Source organism: Pseudomonas guineae (assembly GCF_900113745.1).
Classification (GTDB): Bacteria; Pseudomonadota; Gammaproteobacteria; order Pseudomonadales; family Pseudomonadaceae; genus Aquipseudomonas; species Aquipseudomonas guineae.
Map to the genome: position 1 here is coordinate 255,846 of NZ_FOQL01000001.1, position 21,301 is coordinate 277,146.

Here is a 21,301-nt window from a genome sequence, read left to right on the forward strand (position 1 = left end):
CGACTGGCGGGTTACGCCTTCGGCTAATCCGCCTTACGCACGCGATGGGTATCGCTGAGCGATGCCCATCCTACGACTCACAACGCGATCACTCTTCGCTGATTGGGCTTTCGTCAGCAGCGACCTCGGGTGCAGCGCCTGCATCCTCGACCACGCCTTCAACAGCCTCTTCACCGTCCAGCAGCTCTTCGCCGTCTTCCGCCGAGGGCTCCTGCACACGCTCAAGACCGACCAGGGTTTCATCCTTGGCCAGCTTGATCAGGGTCACACCCTGGGTATTACGACCCAGGCTGGAGACCTCACTGACTCGAGTACGCACCAGCGTCCCCTGATCGGAAATCAGCATGATTTCCTCGCCTTCAAGCACCTGCACCGCACCGACCAGCTTGCCGTTACGCTCGTTGCTGACCATGGCGATAACGCCCTGACCGCCACGACCGCGACGCGGGAACTCGTCCATCGCCGTGCGCTTACCGTAACCGCGCTCGGAGGCAGTCAGAATCTGCGCATCCGCTTCAGGAATCAGCATGGAGATAATCTCCTGCCCTTCCGGCAGGCGCATACCGCGCACACCGCGAGCGGTACGGCCCATGGTGCGTACCTTGCTCTCTTTGAAGCGAATCACCTTGCCGCCGTCGGAGAACATCATCACCTCGCGCGCACCGTCAGTCACGGCCGCGGAAATCAGGGTGTCATCTTCATCTAGCTTGAGGGCGATCAAACCCGAGCTACGCGGACGGCTGAACTGCACCAGTGGCGTTTTCTTTACCGTGCCTTTGGCCGTGGCCATAAAGATGTAGGCACCGGTCGGCTCATCCGGAGTTTCGTCGTCGGCGTCATCGCCCTCAACCAGCTCTTCAACTTCTTCGGCCTCAACCAGCACGCCTTCGATGTCGTCTGCCTCATCGCCTTCTGGCGCTTGCTCACGCAGCGCTTCCAGATCGATCTGCAACATAGCGGTGATGTGCTCACCCTCACCCAGCGGCAACAAGTTAACCAGTGGGCGACCGCGAGCAGCACGCGAGGCTTCGGGGATTTCGTAAGTTTTCAGCCAGTACACCTTGCCCTTGCTGGAGAACAGCAACAGGGTGGCGTGACTGTTGGCGACCAACAGGTGGGCGATATAGTCCTCATCTTTGATCCCGGTGGCCGACTTGCCTTTGCCGCCACGACGCTGCGCCTGATAGGCATGCAACGGCTGCGACTTGGCATAGCCGGTGTGGGAGATGGTGACGACACGCTCTTCTTCGGTGATCAGATCCGCCAGGGTCAGGTCCAGACGGTTGTCGAGGATTTCGGTGCGACGCGCGTCGCCGAACTCGGCTTTGATCGCTTCCAGTTCTTCGCGTATCACTTCCATCAGGCGCACAGCGCTGGTGAGGATGCGGATCAACTCGCCGATCTGGGTGAGAATTTCCTGGTACTCGGCCAGCAGTTTTTCATGCTCAAGGCCGGTCAGACGGTGCAAGCGCAACTCAAGGATGGCCTGAGCCTGCTCCGGCGACAGGTAGTACTTGCCATCGCGCAGACCGTACTGCGGATCGAGATCGTCCGGCCGGCAGGAATCAGCACCGGCGCGCTCAACCATTGCCTCAACCGCGCTGGATTCCCAGGCATTAGCAATCAGCGCAATCTTGGCTTCTGCCGGGGTCGGCGAGGCTTTGATCAGGGCGATCACCGGGTCGATGTTGGACAGGGCAACCGCCTGACCTTCAAGGATGTGCCCACGCTCACGCGCCTTGCGCAGTTCGAATACGGTACGACGGGTGACCACTTCACGACGATGCAGAATAAAGGCTTCGAGCATGTCCTTGAGATTGAGGACTTTAGGCTGGCCGTCGATCAGTGCGACCACGTTGATGCCGAACACACTCTGCATCTGGGTCTGGGCGTAGAGGTTATTGAGCACCACTTCCGGTACTTCACCACGGCGCAGCTCGATGACGATGCGCATGCCGTCTTTGTCAGACTCATCGCGCAGCTCGGTAATGCCTTCGAGCTTCTTCTCTTTAACTAGCTCGGCGATCTTCTCGATCAAGCGGGCCTTGTTTAGCTGATACGGCAACTCGCTGACGATGATCTGCTGGCGGCCGCCGACCTTATCGATGTCTTCGATAATCGCGCGGGCACGCATGTAGATGCGGCCGCGACCGGTGCGGTAGGCCTCGATAATGCCAGCGCGACCGTTAATGATCGCCGCAGTAGGGAAGTCCGGGCCCGGGATGTACTGCATCAGTTCATCGACCGTTAGCTCGCCGTTGTCGATCAGGGCCAAGCAGCCATTAATCACTTCGGTGAGGTTGTGCGGTGGAATGTTAGTGGCCATGCCCACGGCGATACCGCTGGAGCCGTTGACCAGCAGGTTAGGTACCTTGGTCGGCATAACTGCCGGGATCATTTCGGTGCCGTCGTAGTTCGGCACCCAATCCACGGTTTCTTTGTGCAGGTCAGCCAGCAGCTCATGGGCCAGCTTGGTCATGCGCACTTCGGTGTATCGCATGGCGGCGGCGTTATCGCCGTCCACCGAACCGAAGTTACCCTGGCCGTCGACCAGCAGGTAACGCAGAGAAAAAGGCTGCGCCATCCGTACGATGGTGTCGTACACCGCAGTATCACCGTGCGGGTGGTACTTACCGATGACGTCACCGACCACACGGGCGGACTTCTTGTATGCCTTGTTCCAGTCGTTGCCTAACTCACTCATGGCAAACAGCACACGGCGGTGCACGGGCTTCAAGCCATCGCGTGCATCCGGCAGTGCGCGCCCGACAATTACGCTCATCGCGTAGTCGAGGTAGGACTGCTTGAGTTCGTCTTCAATATTGACCGGGAGGATTTCTTTGGCCAGTTCGCCCATGAGTAGCCTTGTTCCTTTTTCTGGTGAAACTCCGCGCCATTCGTCCTGAACGGTATGGAGCCTGTCGCCGTGCCTTGCGGCTCATAGCGACTCACGACAAATCAATAAGTTATGCCATGTATCTGCGCAGGTAGGAGCCCCTAATGGGCACCCCCGAAAACCGCCGGAGCTTACCACAATCGCCACGCCGCACCTATCCCCAGCGCCAGCCTGGCGACTGGATGCACGCAAAGGCTGAAAAACTCAATGCAGGCGCTTGCGGCACATCAATTGCGCCATTTTTTCGGCATCAGGACGATCGACAACACCCTTCTCCGTGACGATAAAGTCAATCAGGTCAGCAGGGGTCACATCGAACACCAGATTGAGCGCATCCACTTCGCCGGCGATACGCTGGCCGCCCAGCTCTAGCAACTCACTGGCATCGCGCTCTTCCAGAACAATATCGTCGCCGTGCTCAGTGGCCATGTCGATGGTCGAACTGGGCGCCACCACCATAAAGCGCACGCCATGGTGCATGGCATTCACCGCCAACTGGTAAGTACCGATCTTGTTGGCCACATCGCCATTGGCGGCAATACGGTCGGCCCCAACGATGACCCAGGTAATGCCGCGGGTTTTCATCAGGTGCGCAGCAGCCGAGTCGGCATTCACCGTCACCGGAATACCATCGACCGCCAACTCCCAGGCCGTCAAGCGCGAACCCTGTAGCCAGGGCCGGGTTTCATCGGCGTACACCCGCTCCACTAAACCGTCATGAAAGGCTGCGCGTATCACCCCCAGCGCCGTACCAAAGCCACCGGTGGCCAGCGCCCCGGCATTGCAGTGAGTAAGGAAGTTTTGCTGATTGCCCTGATGGCGACGAATCAAATCAACCCCCAGCTCGGCCATGGTCAGGTTGGCTTCGCGATCACCCTGGTGAATACCCACGGCGCAAGCCTCAAGCAGGAGCAGCGGATCATCAGTGCTTTTAAGCCGATCGAGCCGATCGCGCATGCACTTAAGCGCCCAGAACAAGTTGACCGCGGTCGGCCGCGAGTCGGCTACTAGCTGAAAATCCGCTTCCAACGCAGCGCGCCAGTCACCGCCAGCCTGCAAGCGCGCACGCAGCGCCAGAACAATCGCATAAGCCGCACTGATACCGATGGCCGGCGCACCGCGCACCACCATGTTGCGGATCGCCTCAGCCACATCCGCGGCCGAGTGGTAGCTGAGCCAGGTTTCCTCGAAGGGCAACGCGCGCTGATCAAGCAGATGCAGAACACCGTCACGCCACTCAATGGCCTTGACCTTCTCTGCCGCTAGCAATTGCTCGCGCATCACACACCTCCACCGAAAAAAGCCGGTCATTATACGCACGGCGCGCTAGATCGGCGGCAGCCGCTTCAAGCCCAGGGCGTTCCCCTATAAACTCGCCGCTCTATTGACTGCCGGAAGCACCAACATGCCCCAAGCCCCGCTCGACCTCCTGCTCCTGCCTACCTGGCTGGTCCCGGTCGAACCTGCCGGCGTCGTGCTGGTAAACCACGGCCTGGGCATTCGTGACGGCCAGATTGCACTGATCGCACCACGCGCCGAAGCCCTCAAGCACAGCGCACTGCGCGTACTGGAACTGCCGGATCGCCTGCTCACCCCGGGATTGGTCAACGCCCACGGGCATGCCGCCATGACCCTGTTCCGCGGCCTTGCGGATGACTTGCCGCTAATGACCTGGCTGGAGCAGCACATCTGGCCAGCCGAGGCCAAATGGGTCAACGAGCAGTTCGTACAAGACGGCACCGAGTTAGCCATCGCCGAACAACTCAAGGGCGGCATCACCTGCTTTTCTGACATGTACTTTTTCCCGGAAAACGCCAGCCAGTTGGTGCATAGCAGCGGCATTCGCGCGCAAATCACCATTCCGGTGCTGGATTTCCCCATCCCCGGCGCGCGCGACGCTGACGAGGCGCTGCGCAAGGGTCTCAGCCTGTTTGGCGACCTCAAGCATCACCCGCGCCTGAAAGTCGCCTTCGGCCCCCACGCACCCTATACCGTGAGCGACGACAAGCTGGAAAATATTCGCATGCTGGCTGCCGAATTAGATGCCGGCATCCACATGCACGTGCACGAAACCGCCTTCGAAGTGCAGCAAAGCCTGGCACAGCGTGGCGAACGCCCACTGGCTCGCTTAGCGCGCCTTGAGCTGCTCGGCCCGCGCTTCCAGGCCGTGCACATGACTCAGATCGACGATGACGATCTGGCATTGCTGGTGCAAAGCAATACCAGCGTAATCCACTGCCCTGAGTCCAACCTCAAGCTCGCCAGCGGCTTCTGTCCGGTGGAGAAACTCTGGCAAGCCGGGATTAACGTGGCTATCGGCACCGACGGCGCTGCCAGCAATAACGATTTGGATTTGCTCGGAGAAACCCGCACTGCCGCACTGCTGGCCAAGGCCGTTGCCGGCTCTGCCACCGCCCTGGACGCCCACCGCGCGCTGCGCATGGCCACACTTAATGGCGCCCGCGCCCTCGGCCTGGATGAGCAAATTGGTTCACTGGAGCTGGGCAAAGCCGCCGACATGGTTGCATTCGACCTGTCCGGCCTGGGCCAGCAGCCGGTTTACGATCCAGTATCACAGCTGCTCTATGCCGGCGGACGCGCCTGCGTTGAGCACCTGTGGGTCGGCGGCAAACAACTGCTGGACGCCGGCCAACTGACACGCCTGGACGAGGCACGGATCATCGCCAACGCCCGCGCCTGGGGAGCGAAGATCGCCGGCAAATGACCGCCCCACCATCAAACAAAGGCACTGCGACAAACTGACATACATTGGTTGCCCAACTGGCAGCCACTCCACCCGGCGAAACTGGCACCATGAGCACCTTGCGCTCCCACTCTCGCCGCAGCCTGATTCGTAGGGATTTATATGAGCAACGTCGACCACGCCGAAATCGCCAAATTCGAAGCCCTTGCCCATCGCTGGTGGGACCGCGAAAGCGAATTTAAACCGCTGCATGACATCAACCCGCTGCGCGTCAACTGGATCGACGAACGGGTCGGCCTGGCCGGCAAGAAGGTGCTCGATGTTGGCTGCGGCGGCGGCATTCTTAGTGAATCCATGGCCCAACGCGGCGCGACCGTCACCGGTATCGACATGGGTGAAGCCCCCTTGGCCGTGGCGCAGCTGCATCAACTGGAGTCCGGCGTCAGCGTTGAGTACCGGCAGATCACCGCCGAAGCCCTGGCCGAAGAAATGCCCGGCCAGTTCGACGTGGTCACTTGCCTGGAAATGCTCGAGCATGTGCCCGACCCCGCCTCGGTAATCCGCGCCTGCTACACCATGGTCAAGCCCGGCGGTCAGGTGTTCTTTTCCACCATCAACCGCAACCCCAAGGCTTACTTGTTCGCCATTATTGGTGCTGAATACCTGATGCGCTTGCTGCCGCGCGGCACGCATGACTTCAAGAAGTTTATCCGCCCCTCCGAACTGGGCGCCTGGAGCCGTGACGCTGGCCTACAGGTCAAAGACATCATCGGGCTGACCTACAACCCACTGAGCAAACGCTACAAGCTGGAAGCCAATGTGGACGTCAACTACATGATCCAGACCCTGCGCGAGGAGTAACACGCATGCGGTTACGCGCGGTTTTATTCGATATGGACGGCACTCTGCTCGACAGCGCCCCGGACTTTATCGCCATCTGCCAAGCCATGCGCGTCGAGCGCGGTTTGCCGCTGATTGCCGATAAGCTGATCCGCGATCAGGTGTCCGGCGGTGCGCGCGCGATGGTCGAGGCCACCTTCGCCATAACAGCCGACGCTGAAGGTTTTGAGGCACTGCGTCTGGAGTTTCTTGAGCGCTACCAGAGCCATTGCGCCGTGCTGACCCGGCCGTTCGAGGGCATGGGCGAACTGCTCGAAGATATCGAGCAGGCCAAGCTGATTTGGGGCGTGGCCACTAACAAGCCTGCGCGCTACGCCGAGCCCATCATGCAGCAGCTTGGCCTGGCCGAGCGCTCCGCAGTGCTGGTCTGCCCGGATCACGTCAGTCGCAGTAAGCCTGACCCGGAAATGATCCTGCTGGCCTGCGCCAAGATGGGCGTAGAACCGGCCGCTACCTTGTTTATCGGTGATGATGAGCGCGACATTGAGGCCGGCCGCGCGGCCGGCTGCAAAACCGCGGCAGTCACCTATGGCTATATCCATCCCCAGGACAACCCACGCAACTGGGGAGCGGACGTGGTGGTCGACCACCCATTGGAATTGCGCGCCGTGCTCGACCGAGCCCTGTGCAGCTGCTGACGAATACTTGCCGGGCGTAAGTCGACGACGCCCGCGGCTAAAGAAATGAGGTTCTATTGATGTTTGACTACTCCGCCCGCCCCGACCTGCTCAAGGGCCGTGTGATTTTAGTGACCGGTGCCGGCCGTGGCATTGGTGCAATTGCCGCCCAGAGCTTTGCCGCCCATGGCGCAACGGTATTGTTGCTGGGTAAGACCGAAGAAAATCTCAGCCGCGTGTACGACGCCATCGAAGCTGCGGGCCATCCGCAGGCAGCCGTTATCCCGTTTAACCTGGAAACCGCCCTGCCGCACCAGTACGACGAACTGGCCGCGATGATTGAAGCGGAATTCGGCAAAGTCGACGGCGTGCTGCATAACGCCTCGATCATCGGCCCGCGCACGCCTCTGGAGCAGCTGTCCGGCGATAACTTCATGCGCGTCATGCAGGTCAACGTCAACGCCATGTTTATGCTCACCAGCACGTTGCTGCCGCTGCTCAAGCTGTCAGCCGACGCCTCGGTGGTCTTCACTTCCAGCAGCGTCGGGCGTAAGGGCCGCGCTTACTGGGGTGCTTATGCCGTGTCGAAATTCGCCACCGAAGGCTTGATGCAGGTACTGGCTGATGAAGTCGATGGCGTCAGCAACGTGCGCGCCAACAGCGTTAACCCCGGCGCCACCCGCACCGACATGCGCGCCCAAGCCTATCCGGGTGAAAACCCGGCGAATAACCCGCTACCCGAAGCGATCATGCCGGTCTATCTGTATCTGATGGGCCCGGACAGCACGGGTATTAATGGCCAGGCATTTGACGCGCAATAACCCCTAGCGCTGCCCGCCGGTTTTCCGGCGGGTGGCCATTTAACTGGCAGCAGATTGCCATCAACCTCGTCAGCAAACCGGCAAATACTTGCCGCACCCACTATAAAAGATTCATAAGTAACTGAAATAAAAGCATTTTTATCTAAAAACAGGGATTGGCACGGAATTCGCTCTACACCCACTAGTCGTCGCGAATAGCGCTAGAGGTAGAGCTTCATGGCCCCGCACAACCCATCCAACACCATCGATTTCGATGCTGCCAAATTGCAGCGTCTCGGCTATGCCAGCCGCCTGCAGAAAACCCTCAAGCCGGTCAGCCTGGCGCAACTGCGCCAGCAATTAAGCTTGCGCCTGCAAACATCCCTGGAAGTCGAACGCATACTCGAACTGTTCTTCAGTGAAGTGCAGCGCCTAGTGCCGCTGGGAGCCCTGAGCTATCAGCTCGCATCTTGCGATCTGCGCCTGGATTTAGGTGAGCGCGCCAATCACTCGGCCGGCTATCGCCTGAACCATGAAGGCGAATACCTCGGCGAGCTGACTTTTCGTCGTAACCAGCGCTTCAGTGCAGATGAGCTGGGCCAGCTCGAATCACTGCTGGCCAGCCTGCTGTTTCCGCTGCGCAACGCCTTGCTCTACCGCGCCGCATTGCAAAGCGCACTGCGCGACCCGCTGACCGAAACCGGCAACCGCATCGCCATGCAGCAGACACTCAAGCGCGAAGTGGACATTGCCCGCCGCACTCTGCAGCCTTTATCAGTGCTGATGGTCGATATTGACCACTTCAAACGCGTTAACGATAACCACGGACACATAGTCGGCGACCAGGCACTCAAAGCCGTGGCCAACGCCCTGAAAGACAGCCTGCGCAATGTCGACGTGGTGTTCCGCTACGGCGGTGAGGAATTTATGGTGCTGCTCTCCAGCACCAACCGCGAAGCGGCCTCGATGGTCGGTGAGCGCCTGCGCATGGCCGTACTGGGTATCCAATATTTGGTCGAGAACCAAGCCATCGAGCTGTCGGTCAGCCTTGGCTGCGCCACCCTGCTGCCGGGTGAATCGATGGACAGCCTGCTGCGCCGCGCCGACAACGCACTGTTTGTGTCCAAGCGTGATGGCCGCAATCGCCTATCAATGGCCGGCTAAAGGCAACAGCCAGAAAAATGGCCGGGATCACGTCATCCAGCGACAACTTATAGGATGACCGCCATAGATGGCAGGCCATAAAAAGGCGACCCGAGGGTCGCCTTTTTATATCCGCTCGCGCAAATTACTCTGGCTTTGGACCGCGACCGAAACCAGGGCGCTGACCTTCACGGCTCGGCTGGCTGCGACGCTTAACTGGCGCACCGGCTGGCTTACGTGCCGGGCGATCAGTTAAGCCAACACCCGGGCGCTGGGTGCCCGGCTTAGCGGGACGCTTTTTGTTGACGTCACTCGGGCGCTCGGCAACCGGCGTACCCTTGCTCTGCTCGTCACGCGGCGCACGCGGGTTACGTACCGGACGCTCGCCACGCTCGGTGCGCTCAGCACCTTCACCACGCGCAGGGCGCGAACGACCCTGATCGCCACCCGTTGACGCGCCGCCATGGGCTGGACGCAACGTCCGCTCCGGACGCGCTGCACGCCCGACCGGTTTGGCCGATTTACGTTGCAGACGGTCAATCTTGTCGCGGGCTTTTTCCTTCATATCCGGCAAAGCAACCGACTTAAGGCCGACTTCTTCGCTGAGAATATCTACTTCGCGCTGGCTCATTTCGCGCCAGCGGCCCATGGTCAGGTCCGAAGTAATGAAGACCGGACCGAAACGTACGCGCTTCAGACGGCTGACTACCAGACCCTGAGACTCCCACAGACGACGCACTTCGCGGTTACGACCTTCCATCACCACGCAGTGGTACCAATGGTTAAAGCCCACACCGCCCGGCGCGACCTTGATGTCGGTGAACTTAGCCGGGCCGTCTTCGAGCATTACCCCAGCTTTCAGGCGCTCGATCATCTCTTCGTCGACTTCGCCACGTACGCGCACGGCGTATTCGCGGTCCATCTGGAAGGACGGGTGCATCAAGCGGTTGGCCAGCTCACCGTCGGTGGTGAACATCAGCAAACCGGTGGTGTTGATGTCGAGGCGCCCAATATTGATCCAACGACCGTCTTTCGGCCGTGGCAAACGGTCAAACACGGTCGGACGGCCTTCTGGGTCGTCACGGGTGCAAATCTCGCCTTCGGGTTTGTTGTAGATGATTACGCGGCGCACGCTCTCGGCGGCTTCTTCGCGACGGATCACCTTACCATCGACGGCAATCGCGTCGTGCAGGTCAACGCGCACACCGAGACTGGCGACAGCGCCATTGACCTTGACGCGGCCGGCGCTGATCCAGGCTTCGATTTCACGGCGTGAAGCCAGGCCCATACGCGCCATGACTTTCTGTAGTTTCTCGCCTGCTGGGCTGTATTCTTCAATGTCACTCATCTGGGCACCTCCCGGTGTGTTCTCTGGTGATTAGGACGATTTAGGCTTGGCCTATTCGTCGAAGGGGCGCGGAGCATACGCGAAACGCAGCGTTCGCGCACGGGTTGAGACTAGCTGGCAGACGAACAGCCGTCAGGCCTTGCCGCGACCGATGGCAACCAAACCGAGCAAGCGCCTCTCCGCTTCAGCCAATACGGCGCGTCGGGCCGCCTTAGCAAGCTTTTTCCAGCCTTTTATTTCGGCCTTACTACGCCCGCAACCGCGGCAAATATCGCGTTCGAATTTACACAGCTTGATGCAGGGGTCTTTCACAGAGCAGGCACCCTTATTGATAAGTCGCCCAGCCGGCGACCGTCACTCCGGTAGATGCTCTTTGTCCGAGGGTGGGTAAAGCTCATCCGCATCATCAAGCCCAGCGTCTTGCTCGAGCAAATCGTCGAAGTCGGTCTTCAACCCTTGCTCCATTGAGTCGAGCTCAGCCAGCAGGCTGCTAAAACTAGTTTCCTCGACCGCCTCCACTGCCGGCTCATCAGCCAACGCTAAATCGGCACGCGCTTGCAGACTTTGCGGAGCCTCAGGGTCATCCTCAAAGGCCAGCAGCGGCTCAGGCTCCAGCTCACGCAAGGCAGCCAGTGGCGGCAGTTGATCGAGGCTTTTCAGGTTGAAATGATCGAGAAAAGCCTTGGTGGTGGCAAACATCGCCGGCTTGCCCGGCACATCACGATGACCCACCACGCGAATCCACTCACGCTCTAGCAGGGTTTTGACGATATGGCTGTTGACCGCCACACCGCGCACATCCTCAATTTCGCCACGGGTAATCGGCTGACGATAGGCAATCAGCGCGATAGTTTCGAGCATGGCGCGCGAGTAGCGCTGTGGCCGCTCTTCCCACAGCCGGCCAACCCAGGGCGCGTATTTTTCGCGCACTTGCAGGCGATAACCGGAGGCGACTTCGACCAGCTCAAAAGCGCGCCCTTCACAGGATTTCCCTAGGTGCGCCAGCGCCTTCTTGAATACCGATGGCTGCGGCCGCTCAGCCTCTTCAAACAGCTCGAACAAACGCTCCAAGGATTGCGGCTTGCCGGACGCGAGGAGAAAGGCTTCAAGCAGGCTTGCCAGCTCGCGCGGCTCATTAAGGTTCATGCTTATTCCGCCCGTGCGCGCACATGGATTGGCCCGAAAGCCTCGTTTTGCACCAGTTCGACCAGCGACTCCTTGATCAACTCCAGCACGGCCATAAAGGTCACTACCACGCCGAGCTTGCCCTCTTCAGCGCTGAAGAGGCTGACAAAGGGTACAAAAGCGCCACCTTTAAGGCGCTCAAGCACATCGCTCATACGCTCACGGGTAGACAGCGTTTCACGGGTGATTTGATGACTCTCAAACATATCCGCACGGCGCAGCACCTCGGCCATCGACAGCAGCACCTCTTCCAGGCTGACATCCGGTAACAACTTACGCGCCCGTGCTTCGGGTGCATCCAGGCGCGGCACGGTGAGATCACGCCCGACCCGACTGAGGCCATCGATCCCTTCAGCCGCGGCCTTGTAACGTTCGTATTCCTGCAAACGCCGGATCAACTCGGCACGCGGGTCGTCTTCTTCGGCTTCTATTTCACTGGAGCGCGGCAAGAGCATGCGTGATTTGATCTCGGCGAGCATGGCCGCCATGACCAAGTACTCGGCCGCTAGCTCCAGGCGCACCGACTGCATCAGCTCGACATAACCCATGTACTGGCGGGTAATTTCCGCCACGGGGATATCCAGCACATCGATGTTCTGCTTGCGAATTAGGTACAGCAACAGGTCCAGCGGGCCTTCGAAAGCTTCGAGAAACACCTCCAACGCATCCGGCGGGATGTACAGGTCCAACGGCATTTCAGTCACTGCCTGGCCATAGACCAAGGCAAACGGCAGCTCCTGCTGAGCATTGGCCTGACTATCGGGGTGTTGCTCGGGCGGCGCGCTGGACATGGTCACTCTCGACAGTAGGTTCAGCGGTAATTCAGGCCAAGTGCAAGGCGCACTTCGCTAAGGGTTTCACGTGCTTCTGAACGCGCCTTATCGGCGCCATCGGCAAGAATCTGCCGGACTAAATCCGGATTATCTTGATAATCCGCGGCGCGCGCCTGCAATGGTTGCAACTCCAGCTGCACCGCCTCAATCAGCGGTGCTTTACATTCCAGGCAACCGATGCCGGCGCTGCGGCAGCCCTGCTGAACCCATTCGCAGGTTTGCGTGTTGGAGTAGAGCTGATGCAACGGCCACACCGGGCAGTTGACCGGGTTACCCGGATCATCTCGGTGCACACGCGCCGGGTCGGTAGGCATGCGGCGGATTTTTTCTTCAACTGCCGGCGCGCTGTCACGCAGGAAGATGGCATTGTTATTGGACTTGGACATCTTGCCGCCATCAAGCCCGAGCAACTTGGGCGACTCACCCAGCAAGGCCTGCGGCTCAACCAAGAGAATCTTGCCGCCGCCTTCTAGGTAGCCATACAGGCGCTCTTTATCGCCGAGGGTGATGCTTTGCTGATCTTTAAGCAGTGCACGGGCGGTTTCCAGTGCCTCGCCATCACCCTGCTCTTGATAGGCCTTGCGCATATTGTTGTAGAGCTTGGCGGTCTTTTTACCCAGTTTGATGATTGCAGCCTCGGCCTTTTCCTCAAAGCCTGGCTCACGGCCATACAAATGGTTGAAGCGCCGTGCCACATCACGGGCAAACTCGATATGCGCCAGTTGATCGCTGCCCACCGGCACTACACCGGCGCGGTACAACAAAATATCGGCCGCTTGCAGTAGGGGGTAACCGAGAAAACCGAAGGTACTGAGATCCTTGCCGTGCAACTGTTCCTGCTGCTCTTTGTAGGAAGGCACACGCTCCAACCAGGTGAGCGGGCAAATCATCGACAGCAGCAGGTTCAATTCGGCGTGTTCAGGTACTTGCGACTGAATAAACAGCGTCGCTGAACTCGGGCTGACGCCAGCAGCCAGCCAGTCCACAGCCATATCCATGACTCGCTGGGACAAGGGGCCGACATCATCGTAGTCAGTCGTTAGCGCATGTAGATCAACAATGCAGAAGAAGCATTCATAGCTGTGTTGCAGCTTGATCCAGTTCTTCAGCACCCCCTGGTGATGCCCCAGGTGCAACAAACCACTCGGGCGCATGCCAGAGAACACGCGACGTTCAGCGTCAGCAAGACTCAAAACGGGTTACCTGTAAAAACGAAGGAGTTCGATTATATAGAGACGAGCTCAAAGATCATCCGTAAACGGCGACGGATCACCGCAGCCCACTCGAAACACTTCAGGCTCATCCTCAAGCAGACTGACCACAGTGGAGGCCTCAAGCCCACCGAAACCGCCGTCAATGATCAGATCAACCTGACGCTCCAGAACCTGACGCATTTCATACGGGTCGCTCATCGGCAGTGTCTCACCCGGAAGGATCAAACTCACGCTCATCATCGGCTCGTTGAGTTCTTCGAGCAGCGCCATGGCAATTGGATGGCTGGGCACGCGCAGACCAATGGTGCGGCGCTTAGCGTGCAGCAACATGCGTGGCACTTCACGGGTGGCATTGAGGATAAAGGTATAAGGCCCGGGGGTATGGGCCTTGAGCAAACGGAACGCCGCAGTATCGACTTTGGCAAAGGTGCTGAGCTCTGACAGATCACGGCATACCAAGGTGAAGTTGTGCTTATCATCCAGCTGGCGCATGCGACGAATACGTTCAATCGCGGTCTTGTCGCCAATGTGACAACCCACGGCATAAGACGAATCGGTCGGATAGATCACGACTCCGCCGCCACGGATAATTTCCACCGCCTGCTTGATCAGGCGTGCTTGCGGGTTTTCCGGATGAATCTGGAAGAATTGGCTCACACTAGAGTCCTGATCAGATTGCAGTAGGCTGCTGGACATGTTTAAACCGTGCCCACAGGGGCGGCAGATCCTCGGGAACGGGGCGATAAACACCCAACTCAGACCACTGGCCCGGCGCATGGAAATCACTGCCCGCAGTGACAAACATGCCGAACTCGCGCGCCAGAATAGCCAGACTGCCCACCTGGTCAGCCGGCTGCATACCGTTGACCACTTCCAACGAATGCCCACCGGCACCGACAAAGTCGGCGATCAACTTGCGGCGCTTACTCCGAGTAAAGTCGTACTGCCACGGATGCGCCAGGCTGACCCAGGCACCCGCACGGCGCAGGGTGTCGACTGTCTGCGCCAGCTCCGGCCAATGCTGTTTGACATCACCCAGCTTGCCCGAGCCCAGCCATTTGCGAAACGCCTCGGCGCGGTCTTTAACATAACCGCCGCGCACCAGAAAATCGGCAAAATGCGGGCGCGCCGGGGCATTACCACTGTCGCCCAATTCCTGCTGAATGGCCCGCGCACCGTCCAGCGCACCCGGCATGCCTTTAGCCTCCAAACGTTTGGAGATTTCCGCTGCACGCAACCAACGCCCCTCATGTAACTCGGCAATCGCCTGCTGCAAAGCCGGCGCCTCACGATTGAAGGCATACCCCAACACATGAATGGTCGCCCCGCCCCAGATACAGGACAGCTCAATGCCGTTGACCAGTTGCATGCCCAGCGCCTGCGCTGCAACCCCGGCTTCATCGAGGCCATCAAGGGTGTCGTGATCAGTCAGCGCCAGCACACGCACACCGCGCTCAAACGCCCGCGCCACCACCACAGCCGGCGCAAGGGCGCCGTCTGATGCGGTGCTATGGCAATGTAAATCAACTTCCATAAGGGGCGCTTTCCGAGTCATTTATGTTTGTTATTATGCCGGCAGATGTAGATTCTTGCTGGCTTGAGCCATTATTTCCTCGACTTTGTCTAAACAGGCTGCTTTTCTGCCACCGCTGCGGCTACCACAAACGACTTTTATCTAAGGATCAAGATGCTTTACGCAATCATTGCTACCGATGTGGAAAACTCCCTGGAAAACCGCCTGAATGCACGCCCGGCGCACCTTGCGCGCTTGGAGCAGCTGAAAACTGAAGGCCGCTTGGTCCTCGCCGGCCCGCACCCAGCCGTCGACAGCAATGATCCAGGTCCGGCTGGTTTTTCCGGCAGCCTGGTCGTCGCGGAATTTGAATCGCTGCAAGCCGCGCAACAGTGGGCCGACGCTGACCCCTACCGCGCCGCCGGGGTGTATGCCTCGGTGTTGGTAAAACCCTTCAAGCTGGTTTTGCCCTAAACCGTCTTCTCCAACTGCACCACCCAAAATAATAATCACACCGATAGGAGTTCCGATGCGCTCAGGCCCGCTGTTGCTGCTCTTGACCCTGTGCTTACCCGCTTTCGTCCAAGCCGAAGAAAGCCCACAGCCACCTTTGGCAGAGGCCACCTCGACGCAGGCGCAAATCGATGACCTGGAGCAACGTTTGGCACTTAGTGAAGAACAGCGTGAGGCGCTCGGTGCACAGCTGAAAAGCACCAGCAATGAACGTGAAATCGCGCAATTGCAGCGCCTACGCCAGGATAATCAGCGTCTCAGACTGGAACTGAAAAAAGCCCAGGCCAGCGCCCCGCCCCCGCTGATCACTGCGCAGCAAATGTGGTTTGCCACAGGCGCCGGAGCGGGATTGCTAGGGGTACTTATCGGCGCTCTGCTACGCGGTGGTCGCCGCGCACGCCGCGAGTGGCTCAACTAAGCCATGAATGATCTGCTGTTAATCGACGACGATGTCGAGCTCTGCGAACTGCTGACCAGTTGGCTGACTCAGGAAGGCTTTCAGGTCAGCGCTTGTCATGACGGCAAAAGCGCTCGTAACGCCCTCGCCACGCACAACCCAGATGCCGTGGTACTGGATGTAATGCTGCCCGACGGCAGTGGTTTGGCGCTGCTCAAGCAGTTGCGCAGCGACCACCCGGAGCTGCCGGTACTGATGCTCTCGGCCCGCGGCGAGCCACTGGATCGGATTCTTGGTTTGGAACTGGGTGCCGACGATTACCTGGCCAAGCCCTGCGATCCGCGTGAACTCACCGCACGCTTGCGCGCCGTGTTGCGTCGCAGCCTAACGGCCACGCCGAGCAACCCACTCGACCTTGGCGATTTGCACTACAGCCAGGCTCGCGGCACCGTGACCCTAGGCGAACAGGAGGTCACTCTGACCCTCTCGGAAAGCCGCATCCTCGAAGCGCTGCTGCAGCACCCGGGCGAGCCCGTGGACAAACAGGCGCTGGCGCAACTGGCCCTCGGCCGCAAACTGACCCTGTACGACCGTAGTTTGGACATGCACGTCAGTAACCTGCGCAAAAAACTCGGCCCACACACTGATGGCCGCCAGCGCATTGTGGCCTTGCGTAGCCGCGGCTATTACTACAGCGTTTAAGTAAGTCGGCTCAGCCGCGGCCTTTACCTAAGCTTTACCTTGCCCTGACCGCCCTTGACCTTGACCGCCCTAGACTGGGCTCATCCGGTATCGACCGGTTTCAGACAAGGAGACACTTCATGCGCAAGACCCTTACCGCACTACTGCTCGCTATGACCCTGCCGACCCTGGCGATGGCCATGCCCGAAAGCGGCCCCCGGCATGATGGCGGCGAACATGGCTCACGCCTGTTCAAAGAACTCGACCTGAGCAAAGAGCAGCACCGCGAAATCCGTAAATTGATGGGCGAGCAGATGAAAGGCCGCCATGCGATCACCCAACGCTACCTGGAGAAACTTCCAGTTGCTGAACAGAAAGCAATGCAAGACGAGCTGACAGCGGCCAAGGATAAACAGCACAACGCCATCCGCGCTTTGCTCAAGCCCGAGCAGCAAAAAGCCTTCGACGAACACCAGAAGAAGATGCAAGAGCGCCGCGCCGAGCATGAAGCCTTCAAGGCCTGGCAAGCTGAGCAGGCAAAGAAAAGCTAACGCCAAACCCCTAGATTTACGCCCATCAAGTCGCAAGCCTTGATGGGCGTTTCTGTTACCCAAGGAGCTACCGTGCGATCACTTTTTTGGCGCATTTTTGCCAGCTTTTGGCTGGCAATTGCCCTGGTTGCCGGGTTGTCCATGCTACTGGGGCGCATGCTCAACCAGGACGCATGGCTGCTCAGCCAGCACCCCGGTATGAATAACCTTGCCGAAACATGGACCCAGCGCTACGAAACACAAGGCCCGCGTGCCGCCCAAACCCTGCTGGAACAGCGCAAGCGCAGCTTTAGCATCGATGTACAGGTGCTTGATAACAGCGGACAACCGTTGATCAAAGGTACATTTCCGCCCCGCGCGGCTGCCTTTGAAGCCCGTCATCGCAACGAAAAGCGCCTGCCCTGGCGCCGCCTAAGTGTCGATTACACCAGCCCGAGCAGTGGCGAAACCTTCCTGTTTATCTACCGCATCCCGATACCCGAAGTCGCCGCCTGGCAACGCGATAGCTTGCTCTGGCCACTCAGTGCGCTGGCGATTGCCATGCTGGTCCTAACCCTGTTCAGTCTCTGGTTGACGCTCTCCATCACCCGCCCGCTGAATCGCCTGCGCGGCGCCGTGCACGATCTGGGACAAACCGCTTATCAGCAGAGCAGCCTGGCCAAGCTGGCCGAGCGACGCGATGAACTCGGCGTACTGGCGGCAGACTTCAACCGCATGGGCGAGCGCGTGCAAGGCTTAATCAACAGCCAGCGTCAGTTGCTGCGCGATGTATCCCACGAACTGCGCTCACCACTGGCGCGTCTGCGTATCGCGCTGGCATTGACCGAGCGCGCGAATGACGTAGAGCGAGAGAAATACTGGCCGCGCCTGAGCCAGGAATGCGACCGCCTGGAAGCGTTGATCAGTGAAATTCTCGCCCTCGCCCGCCTCGACGCCGAACCGGGCGCAGCGCAGCCAATCGATCTCGCTGAGCTGCTAAACACGCTGCGCGAAGAGGCGCACCTGGACGCACCGCAACAACAGATCAACATTCAGCTGGAACAAGGTGTGCAACTCAACGGTTGGGCAGACATGCTGCAACGCGCGCTGGATAACCTGCTGCGCAATGCCCTGCGCTTCAATCCAGCCGGCCAAGCCATCGAACTGACTGCCTGCATAAGCGCTGGGCGACTCTGCCTAAGCGTACGTGACCATGGCCCTGGCGTTCCCCCTGAGCAGCTAGCGCGTCTGGGTGAGCCCTTTTATCGTGCCCCCGGGCAAGCCAGCAGCGGCCATGGTCTCGGGCTGGCCATCGCACGCCGTGCGGCCGAACTCCACGGTGGCCAGCTTGAACTAAGCAACCATGCGCAAGGTGGCTTTATCGCAACCCTGCGCATGCCGCTCACTCAGCCGAATCTGGCGCCGGCCAAGTACTGACAAAATTGCTCACCTGCACCGAAGGCACCGCACGTAATTCGCGCGCTGGCGTGCCCAAGTAAAGGTAGGCAATCAGCTGCTCATCTGCACTCAGGCCCAAGCCGGCGGTAACGTGTGGGCTGTAAGCCATATCGCCCGTGCGCCAGACCGCGCCAACCCCCTGGGCGTGGGCTGCCAACAGAATGCTATGGGCGGCGCAGCCGGCAGCCAGTACCTGCTCTTGCGCAGGCACTTTCGAATCAGCCTGAACGCGGGCAATGACCAGCACCAGCAGTGGCGCACGTAGCGGCATCGCGCGGGCTTTGGTTACAGCCTCTGGGCTGGCATCGGCCGGTAATGCACGGGCAAACAGCTCGCCCAACTGCGTCAGCGCCTCGCCTTCAACCGTAAGAAAACGCCAGGGCCGCAACTGACCATGATCAGGCGCACGCAACGCCGCGCGAAACAACAGCTCGCGCTGCGCTGCGTCAGGTGCCGGCGCAACCAAGCGCGGCGCGGATACACGGTTTAATAACGCATCAAGCGCGTCCATCAGTCACCTCGGCAATTTAATCAATTGGCCATTCTAGTGCCTGCGAAGCTCTGACGGGCAAGCCGATGAGCAGACTCTTAGGCCACCCGTTCAGGAGCAATACTGGGCGCCACGGGTGGCATTAACGGCGGTAAGCCGTGTGCGCTGCGCGCAGAATCGCACTGCGGGTTGTGCTCGCCGTTGACCCAGGAGGCTTCAAACTCGCGACAGGTACTGGACCGTTCTTTATAAAGGGTGCAACGCACACCCTGACCGACATCCCCCAACAAGGCGGTACACCGGGTCGGTTTACTCTCCGTACCCCGCATGGCGACACGGTGCGGAGTGATCAACACCACCTGATCGTCAGGCATCAAACCACCGGCCGATTGGCACTCACCCCAGAAGAAAGACACACGGAAATGCGCGCAGCACGCGCCACAGCTCAGACAAGGATTGTTATCAGACATGATGGGGGATGCTCAGAAACCGGCAATGGCCGGCACGCGGCGGCTATTCTATGTCGCGCCAAGCGCTTGTAAAGCGTCTATTTCAACCGCTGTACAGCGGCTGCGGCGCGCGTAGAATAGCGCCCCTTTACCCCTGCGCTTGAGCCAACCCCATGTCACTGCCGACACTGCGCATCATCGCTTTTATCCTCGGCATATTCCTGATTACCTTAGCTGCCAGCATGCTGATCCCAATGCTGACGTTGCTGTTGTATTCACGCACTGACGACCTCAGTGCCTTTGCTTGGTCCAGCCTGGTGACGGCCGTCGCAGGAATGATCATGGTCATTCCCGGACGGCCCAAAGATGCCGAACTGCGCCCGCGCGACATGTACCTGCTGACCACTGGCAGCTGGCTAGTGGTGTGCATCTTTGCCGCTCTGCCGATGGTACTGATTCATCACATCAGTTACACCAACGCCTTCTTCGAGACTATGTCTGGCATCACCACTACCGGCTCAACCATATTGGTCGGGCTTGATCACGCCTCGCCTGGCCTGCTGATCTGGCGCTCGATGCTGCAATGGCTGGGCGGCATCGGCTTTATCGGCATGGCCGTGGCCATCCTGCCGCTGCTGCGCGTCGGTGGTATGCGCCTGTTCCAGACCGAGTCATCGGATTGGGGCGAGAAGGTCATGCCGCGCTCGCACATGGCCGCCAAATACATTCTGTTTATCTACCTTGGCTTGACCCTAAGCGGTTTTTTCGGCTTCTGGCTCGCCGGCATGACGCCATTCGATGCGATCAATCATGCGATGACCTCGATCTCAACCGGCGGTTACTCAACCTCAGACGCCTCGCTAGCGAACTGGAGCCAACCGGCCGTGCATTGGGTGGCGGTAGTACTGATGATCTGCGGCGGCCTGCCTTTTACTCTGTATGTCGCCACGCTGCGCGGTAACCGTAAAGCGCTGTTCAAAGACCACCAAGTGCGCGGCTTTCTCGGTTTTCTGCTGGCCACCTGGCTGGTTTTCGGCACCTGGCTGTGGCTGCACTCGGACAACAGTTGGTGGGATGCTTTTCGGATTGTCGCGGTGAATGTCACCTCAGTGGTCACCACTACCGGCTTCGCACTAGGTGACTACACCACCTGGGGCGGCTTCGCCGTGCTGCTGTTCTTCTACCTGACCTTTGTCGGCGGCTGTTCGGGCTCCACGGCCGGTGGGCTGAAGATCTTCCGCTTTCAGGTGGCCTATGTGCTGCTCAGGGCCAACCTGCAGCAACTGGTTCATCCACGCGCCGTGATCAAGCAGCAGTACAACAACCACAACCTCGACGAGGAGATTGTCCGTTCGCTGATCACCTTTTCATTTTTCTTCACCATCACCATCGGCGTAATTGCCCTTGGCCTGACGCTGATTGGACTGGATTGGGTTACAGCCCTAACCGGAGCCGCAACTGCCGTGTGCAACGTGGGCCCTGGCTTGGGTCCGATCATTGGCCCAGCCGGCAACTTCTCCAGCCTGCCAGATGCGGCCAAATGGCTACTGACTCTCGGTATGCTACTGGGCCGCTTGGAAATTCTTACCGTACTGGTGCTGGTAACTAAGGCATTCTGGCGGCACTAAAT

At 59.4% G+C, this 21,301-nt stretch carries 21 protein-coding genes and 1 pseudogene; 11 read left to right on the forward strand and 11 right to left on the reverse strand.

Annotation, left to right across the window (positions count from 1 at the left end; genetic code table 11):
- Window positions 1-88 precede the first annotated feature (88 nt).
- Together gyrA and mtnA are read right to left on the reverse strand one after the other, a co-directional pair.
- Complete coding sequence (gyrA, locus tag BMZ32_RS01285) at window positions 89-2,857, reverse strand: DNA gyrase subunit A (protein ID WP_090238469.1); 2,769 nt, start codon at window positions 2,855-2,857, stop codon at window positions 89-91.
- A 243-nt stretch (window positions 2,858-3,100) separates the two neighbouring features.
- On the reverse strand, window positions 3,101-4,177 hold the full coding sequence (mtnA, locus tag BMZ32_RS01290) for an S-methyl-5-thioribose-1-phosphate isomerase (RefSeq protein ID WP_090238472.1): 1,077 nt from the start codon (window positions 4,175-4,177) through the stop codon (window positions 3,101-3,103).
- Window positions 4,178-4,301: 124 nt separating this feature from the next.
- On the opposite strand from mtnA, the gene BMZ32_RS01295 reads away from it, so the two are divergent.
- From BMZ32_RS01295 to BMZ32_RS01315, 5 genes are all read left to right on the forward strand, one after another.
- A complete protein-coding gene (locus BMZ32_RS01295; protein ID WP_090238475.1) occupies window positions 4,302-5,621 on the forward strand; it encodes a TRZ/ATZ family hydrolase in 1,320 nt (439 codons plus the stop codon).
- Between the two features lie 141 nt (window positions 5,622-5,762).
- Entirely contained in the window at window positions 5,763-6,461 is a 699-nt protein-coding gene (gene ubiG, locus BMZ32_RS01300) for a bifunctional 2-polyprenyl-6-hydroxyphenol methylase/3-demethylubiquinol 3-O-methyltransferase UbiG (RefSeq protein ID WP_090238478.1), read from the forward strand.
- Window positions 6,462-6,466: 5 nt separating this feature from the next.
- Window positions 6,467-7,138 (forward strand): N-acetylmuramic acid 6-phosphate phosphatase MupP, encoded by a 672-nt coding sequence (mupP, locus tag BMZ32_RS01305; protein ID WP_090238481.1) that lies wholly within the window; start codon window positions 6,467-6,469, stop codon window positions 7,136-7,138.
- A gap of 59 nt (window positions 7,139-7,197) precedes the next feature.
- Window positions 7,198-7,938: a YciK family oxidoreductase gene (locus BMZ32_RS01310; protein ID WP_090238484.1), complete on the forward strand. Its 741-nt coding sequence runs from the start codon at window positions 7,198-7,200 to the stop codon at window positions 7,936-7,938.
- 216 nt (window positions 7,939-8,154) lie between these two features.
- On the forward strand, window positions 8,155-9,081 hold the full coding sequence (locus tag BMZ32_RS01315; protein ID WP_090238488.1) for a GGDEF domain-containing protein: 927 nt from the start codon (window positions 8,155-8,157) through the stop codon (window positions 9,079-9,081).
- 124 nt (window positions 9,082-9,205) lie between these two features.
- Here BMZ32_RS01315 and rluB read toward each other — a convergent pair whose 3' ends face one another.
- The 7 genes and pseudogenes from rluB to BMZ32_RS01350 form a co-directional block, all read right to left on the reverse strand.
- Window positions 9,206-10,408, reverse strand: coding sequence for a 23S rRNA pseudouridine(2605) synthase RluB (gene rluB, locus BMZ32_RS01320; protein ID WP_090238491.1), 1,203 nt, complete (start codon window positions 10,406-10,408; stop codon window positions 9,206-9,208).
- A 132-nt stretch (window positions 10,409-10,540) separates the two neighbouring features.
- On the reverse strand, window positions 10,541-10,720 hold the full coding sequence (locus tag BMZ32_RS01325; protein WP_090238494.1) for a DUF1289 domain-containing protein: 180 nt from the start codon (window positions 10,718-10,720) through the stop codon (window positions 10,541-10,543).
- Window positions 10,721-10,777: 57 nt separating this feature from the next.
- A pseudogene (gene scpB, locus BMZ32_RS01330) lies at window positions 10,778-11,554 on the reverse strand (SMC-Scp complex subunit ScpB); the annotation flags it as partial.
- Between the two features lie 2 nt (window positions 11,555-11,556).
- Window positions 11,557-12,255, reverse strand: a complete 699-nt coding sequence (locus BMZ32_RS01335; RefSeq protein ID WP_167376732.1) for a segregation and condensation protein A — start codon at window positions 12,253-12,255, stop codon at window positions 11,557-11,559.
- Between the two features lie 149 nt (window positions 12,256-12,404).
- Window positions 12,405-13,619, reverse strand: coding sequence for a tryptophan--tRNA ligase (locus tag BMZ32_RS01340; RefSeq protein WP_090238503.1), 1,215 nt, complete (start codon window positions 13,617-13,619; stop codon window positions 12,405-12,407).
- A gap of 48 nt (window positions 13,620-13,667) precedes the next feature.
- Complete coding sequence (locus tag BMZ32_RS01345; RefSeq protein ID WP_090241484.1) at window positions 13,668-14,297, reverse strand: L-threonylcarbamoyladenylate synthase; 630 nt, start codon at window positions 14,295-14,297, stop codon at window positions 13,668-13,670.
- 13 nt (window positions 14,298-14,310) lie between these two features.
- A complete protein-coding gene (locus tag BMZ32_RS01350; protein ID WP_090238506.1) occupies window positions 14,311-15,174 on the reverse strand; it encodes a PHP domain-containing protein in 864 nt (287 codons plus the stop codon).
- Between the two features lie 153 nt (window positions 15,175-15,327).
- Between BMZ32_RS01350 and BMZ32_RS01355 the strand changes: the two genes are divergently transcribed.
- The 5 genes from BMZ32_RS01355 to BMZ32_RS01375 all read left to right on the forward strand — a co-directional run bounded on the left by BMZ32_RS01355 (window position 15,328) and on the right by BMZ32_RS01375 (window position 18,711).
- On the forward strand, window positions 15,328-15,627 hold the full coding sequence (locus tag BMZ32_RS01355) for a YciI family protein (protein WP_090238509.1): 300 nt from the start codon (window positions 15,328-15,330) through the stop codon (window positions 15,625-15,627).
- A 55-nt stretch (window positions 15,628-15,682) separates the two neighbouring features.
- Entirely contained in the window at window positions 15,683-16,084 is a 402-nt protein-coding gene (locus BMZ32_RS01360) for an MreC domain-containing protein (RefSeq protein WP_090238511.1), read from the forward strand.
- Window positions 16,085-16,087: 3 nt separating this feature from the next.
- Window positions 16,088-16,765, forward strand: coding sequence for a response regulator transcription factor (locus BMZ32_RS01365; protein ID WP_090238514.1), 678 nt, complete (start codon window positions 16,088-16,090; stop codon window positions 16,763-16,765).
- A gap of 119 nt (window positions 16,766-16,884) precedes the next feature.
- Window positions 16,885-17,295, forward strand: a complete 411-nt coding sequence (locus BMZ32_RS01370) for a Spy/CpxP family protein refolding chaperone (protein WP_090238516.1) — start codon at window positions 16,885-16,887, stop codon at window positions 17,293-17,295.
- Between the two features lie 72 nt (window positions 17,296-17,367).
- On the forward strand, window positions 17,368-18,711 hold the full coding sequence (locus tag BMZ32_RS01375) for a sensor histidine kinase (RefSeq protein ID WP_090238519.1): 1,344 nt from the start codon (window positions 17,368-17,370) through the stop codon (window positions 18,709-18,711).
- On the opposite strand, the gene BMZ32_RS01380 is transcribed toward BMZ32_RS01375, so the two are convergent.
- Window positions 18,677-19,243 (reverse strand): nitroreductase family protein, encoded by a 567-nt coding sequence (locus BMZ32_RS01380; RefSeq protein ID WP_090238522.1) that lies wholly within the window; start codon window positions 19,241-19,243, stop codon window positions 18,677-18,679. The genes BMZ32_RS01375 and BMZ32_RS01380 overlap by 35 nt on opposite strands.
- 77 nt (window positions 19,244-19,320) lie before the next feature.
- Window positions 19,321-19,692 carry a YkgJ family cysteine cluster protein gene (locus BMZ32_RS01385; RefSeq protein ID WP_090238525.1) on the reverse strand — a complete coding sequence of 124 codons (372 nt, stop codon included), beginning with the start codon at window positions 19,690-19,692 and terminating at the stop codon, window positions 19,321-19,323.
- Window positions 19,693-19,844: 152 nt separating this feature from the next.
- Between BMZ32_RS01385 and BMZ32_RS01390 the strand changes: the two genes are divergently transcribed.
- A complete protein-coding gene (locus BMZ32_RS01390) occupies window positions 19,845-21,299 on the forward strand; it encodes a TrkH family potassium uptake protein (protein WP_090238526.1) in 1,455 nt (484 codons plus the stop codon).
- Window positions 21,300-21,301: the final 2 nt, after the last annotated feature.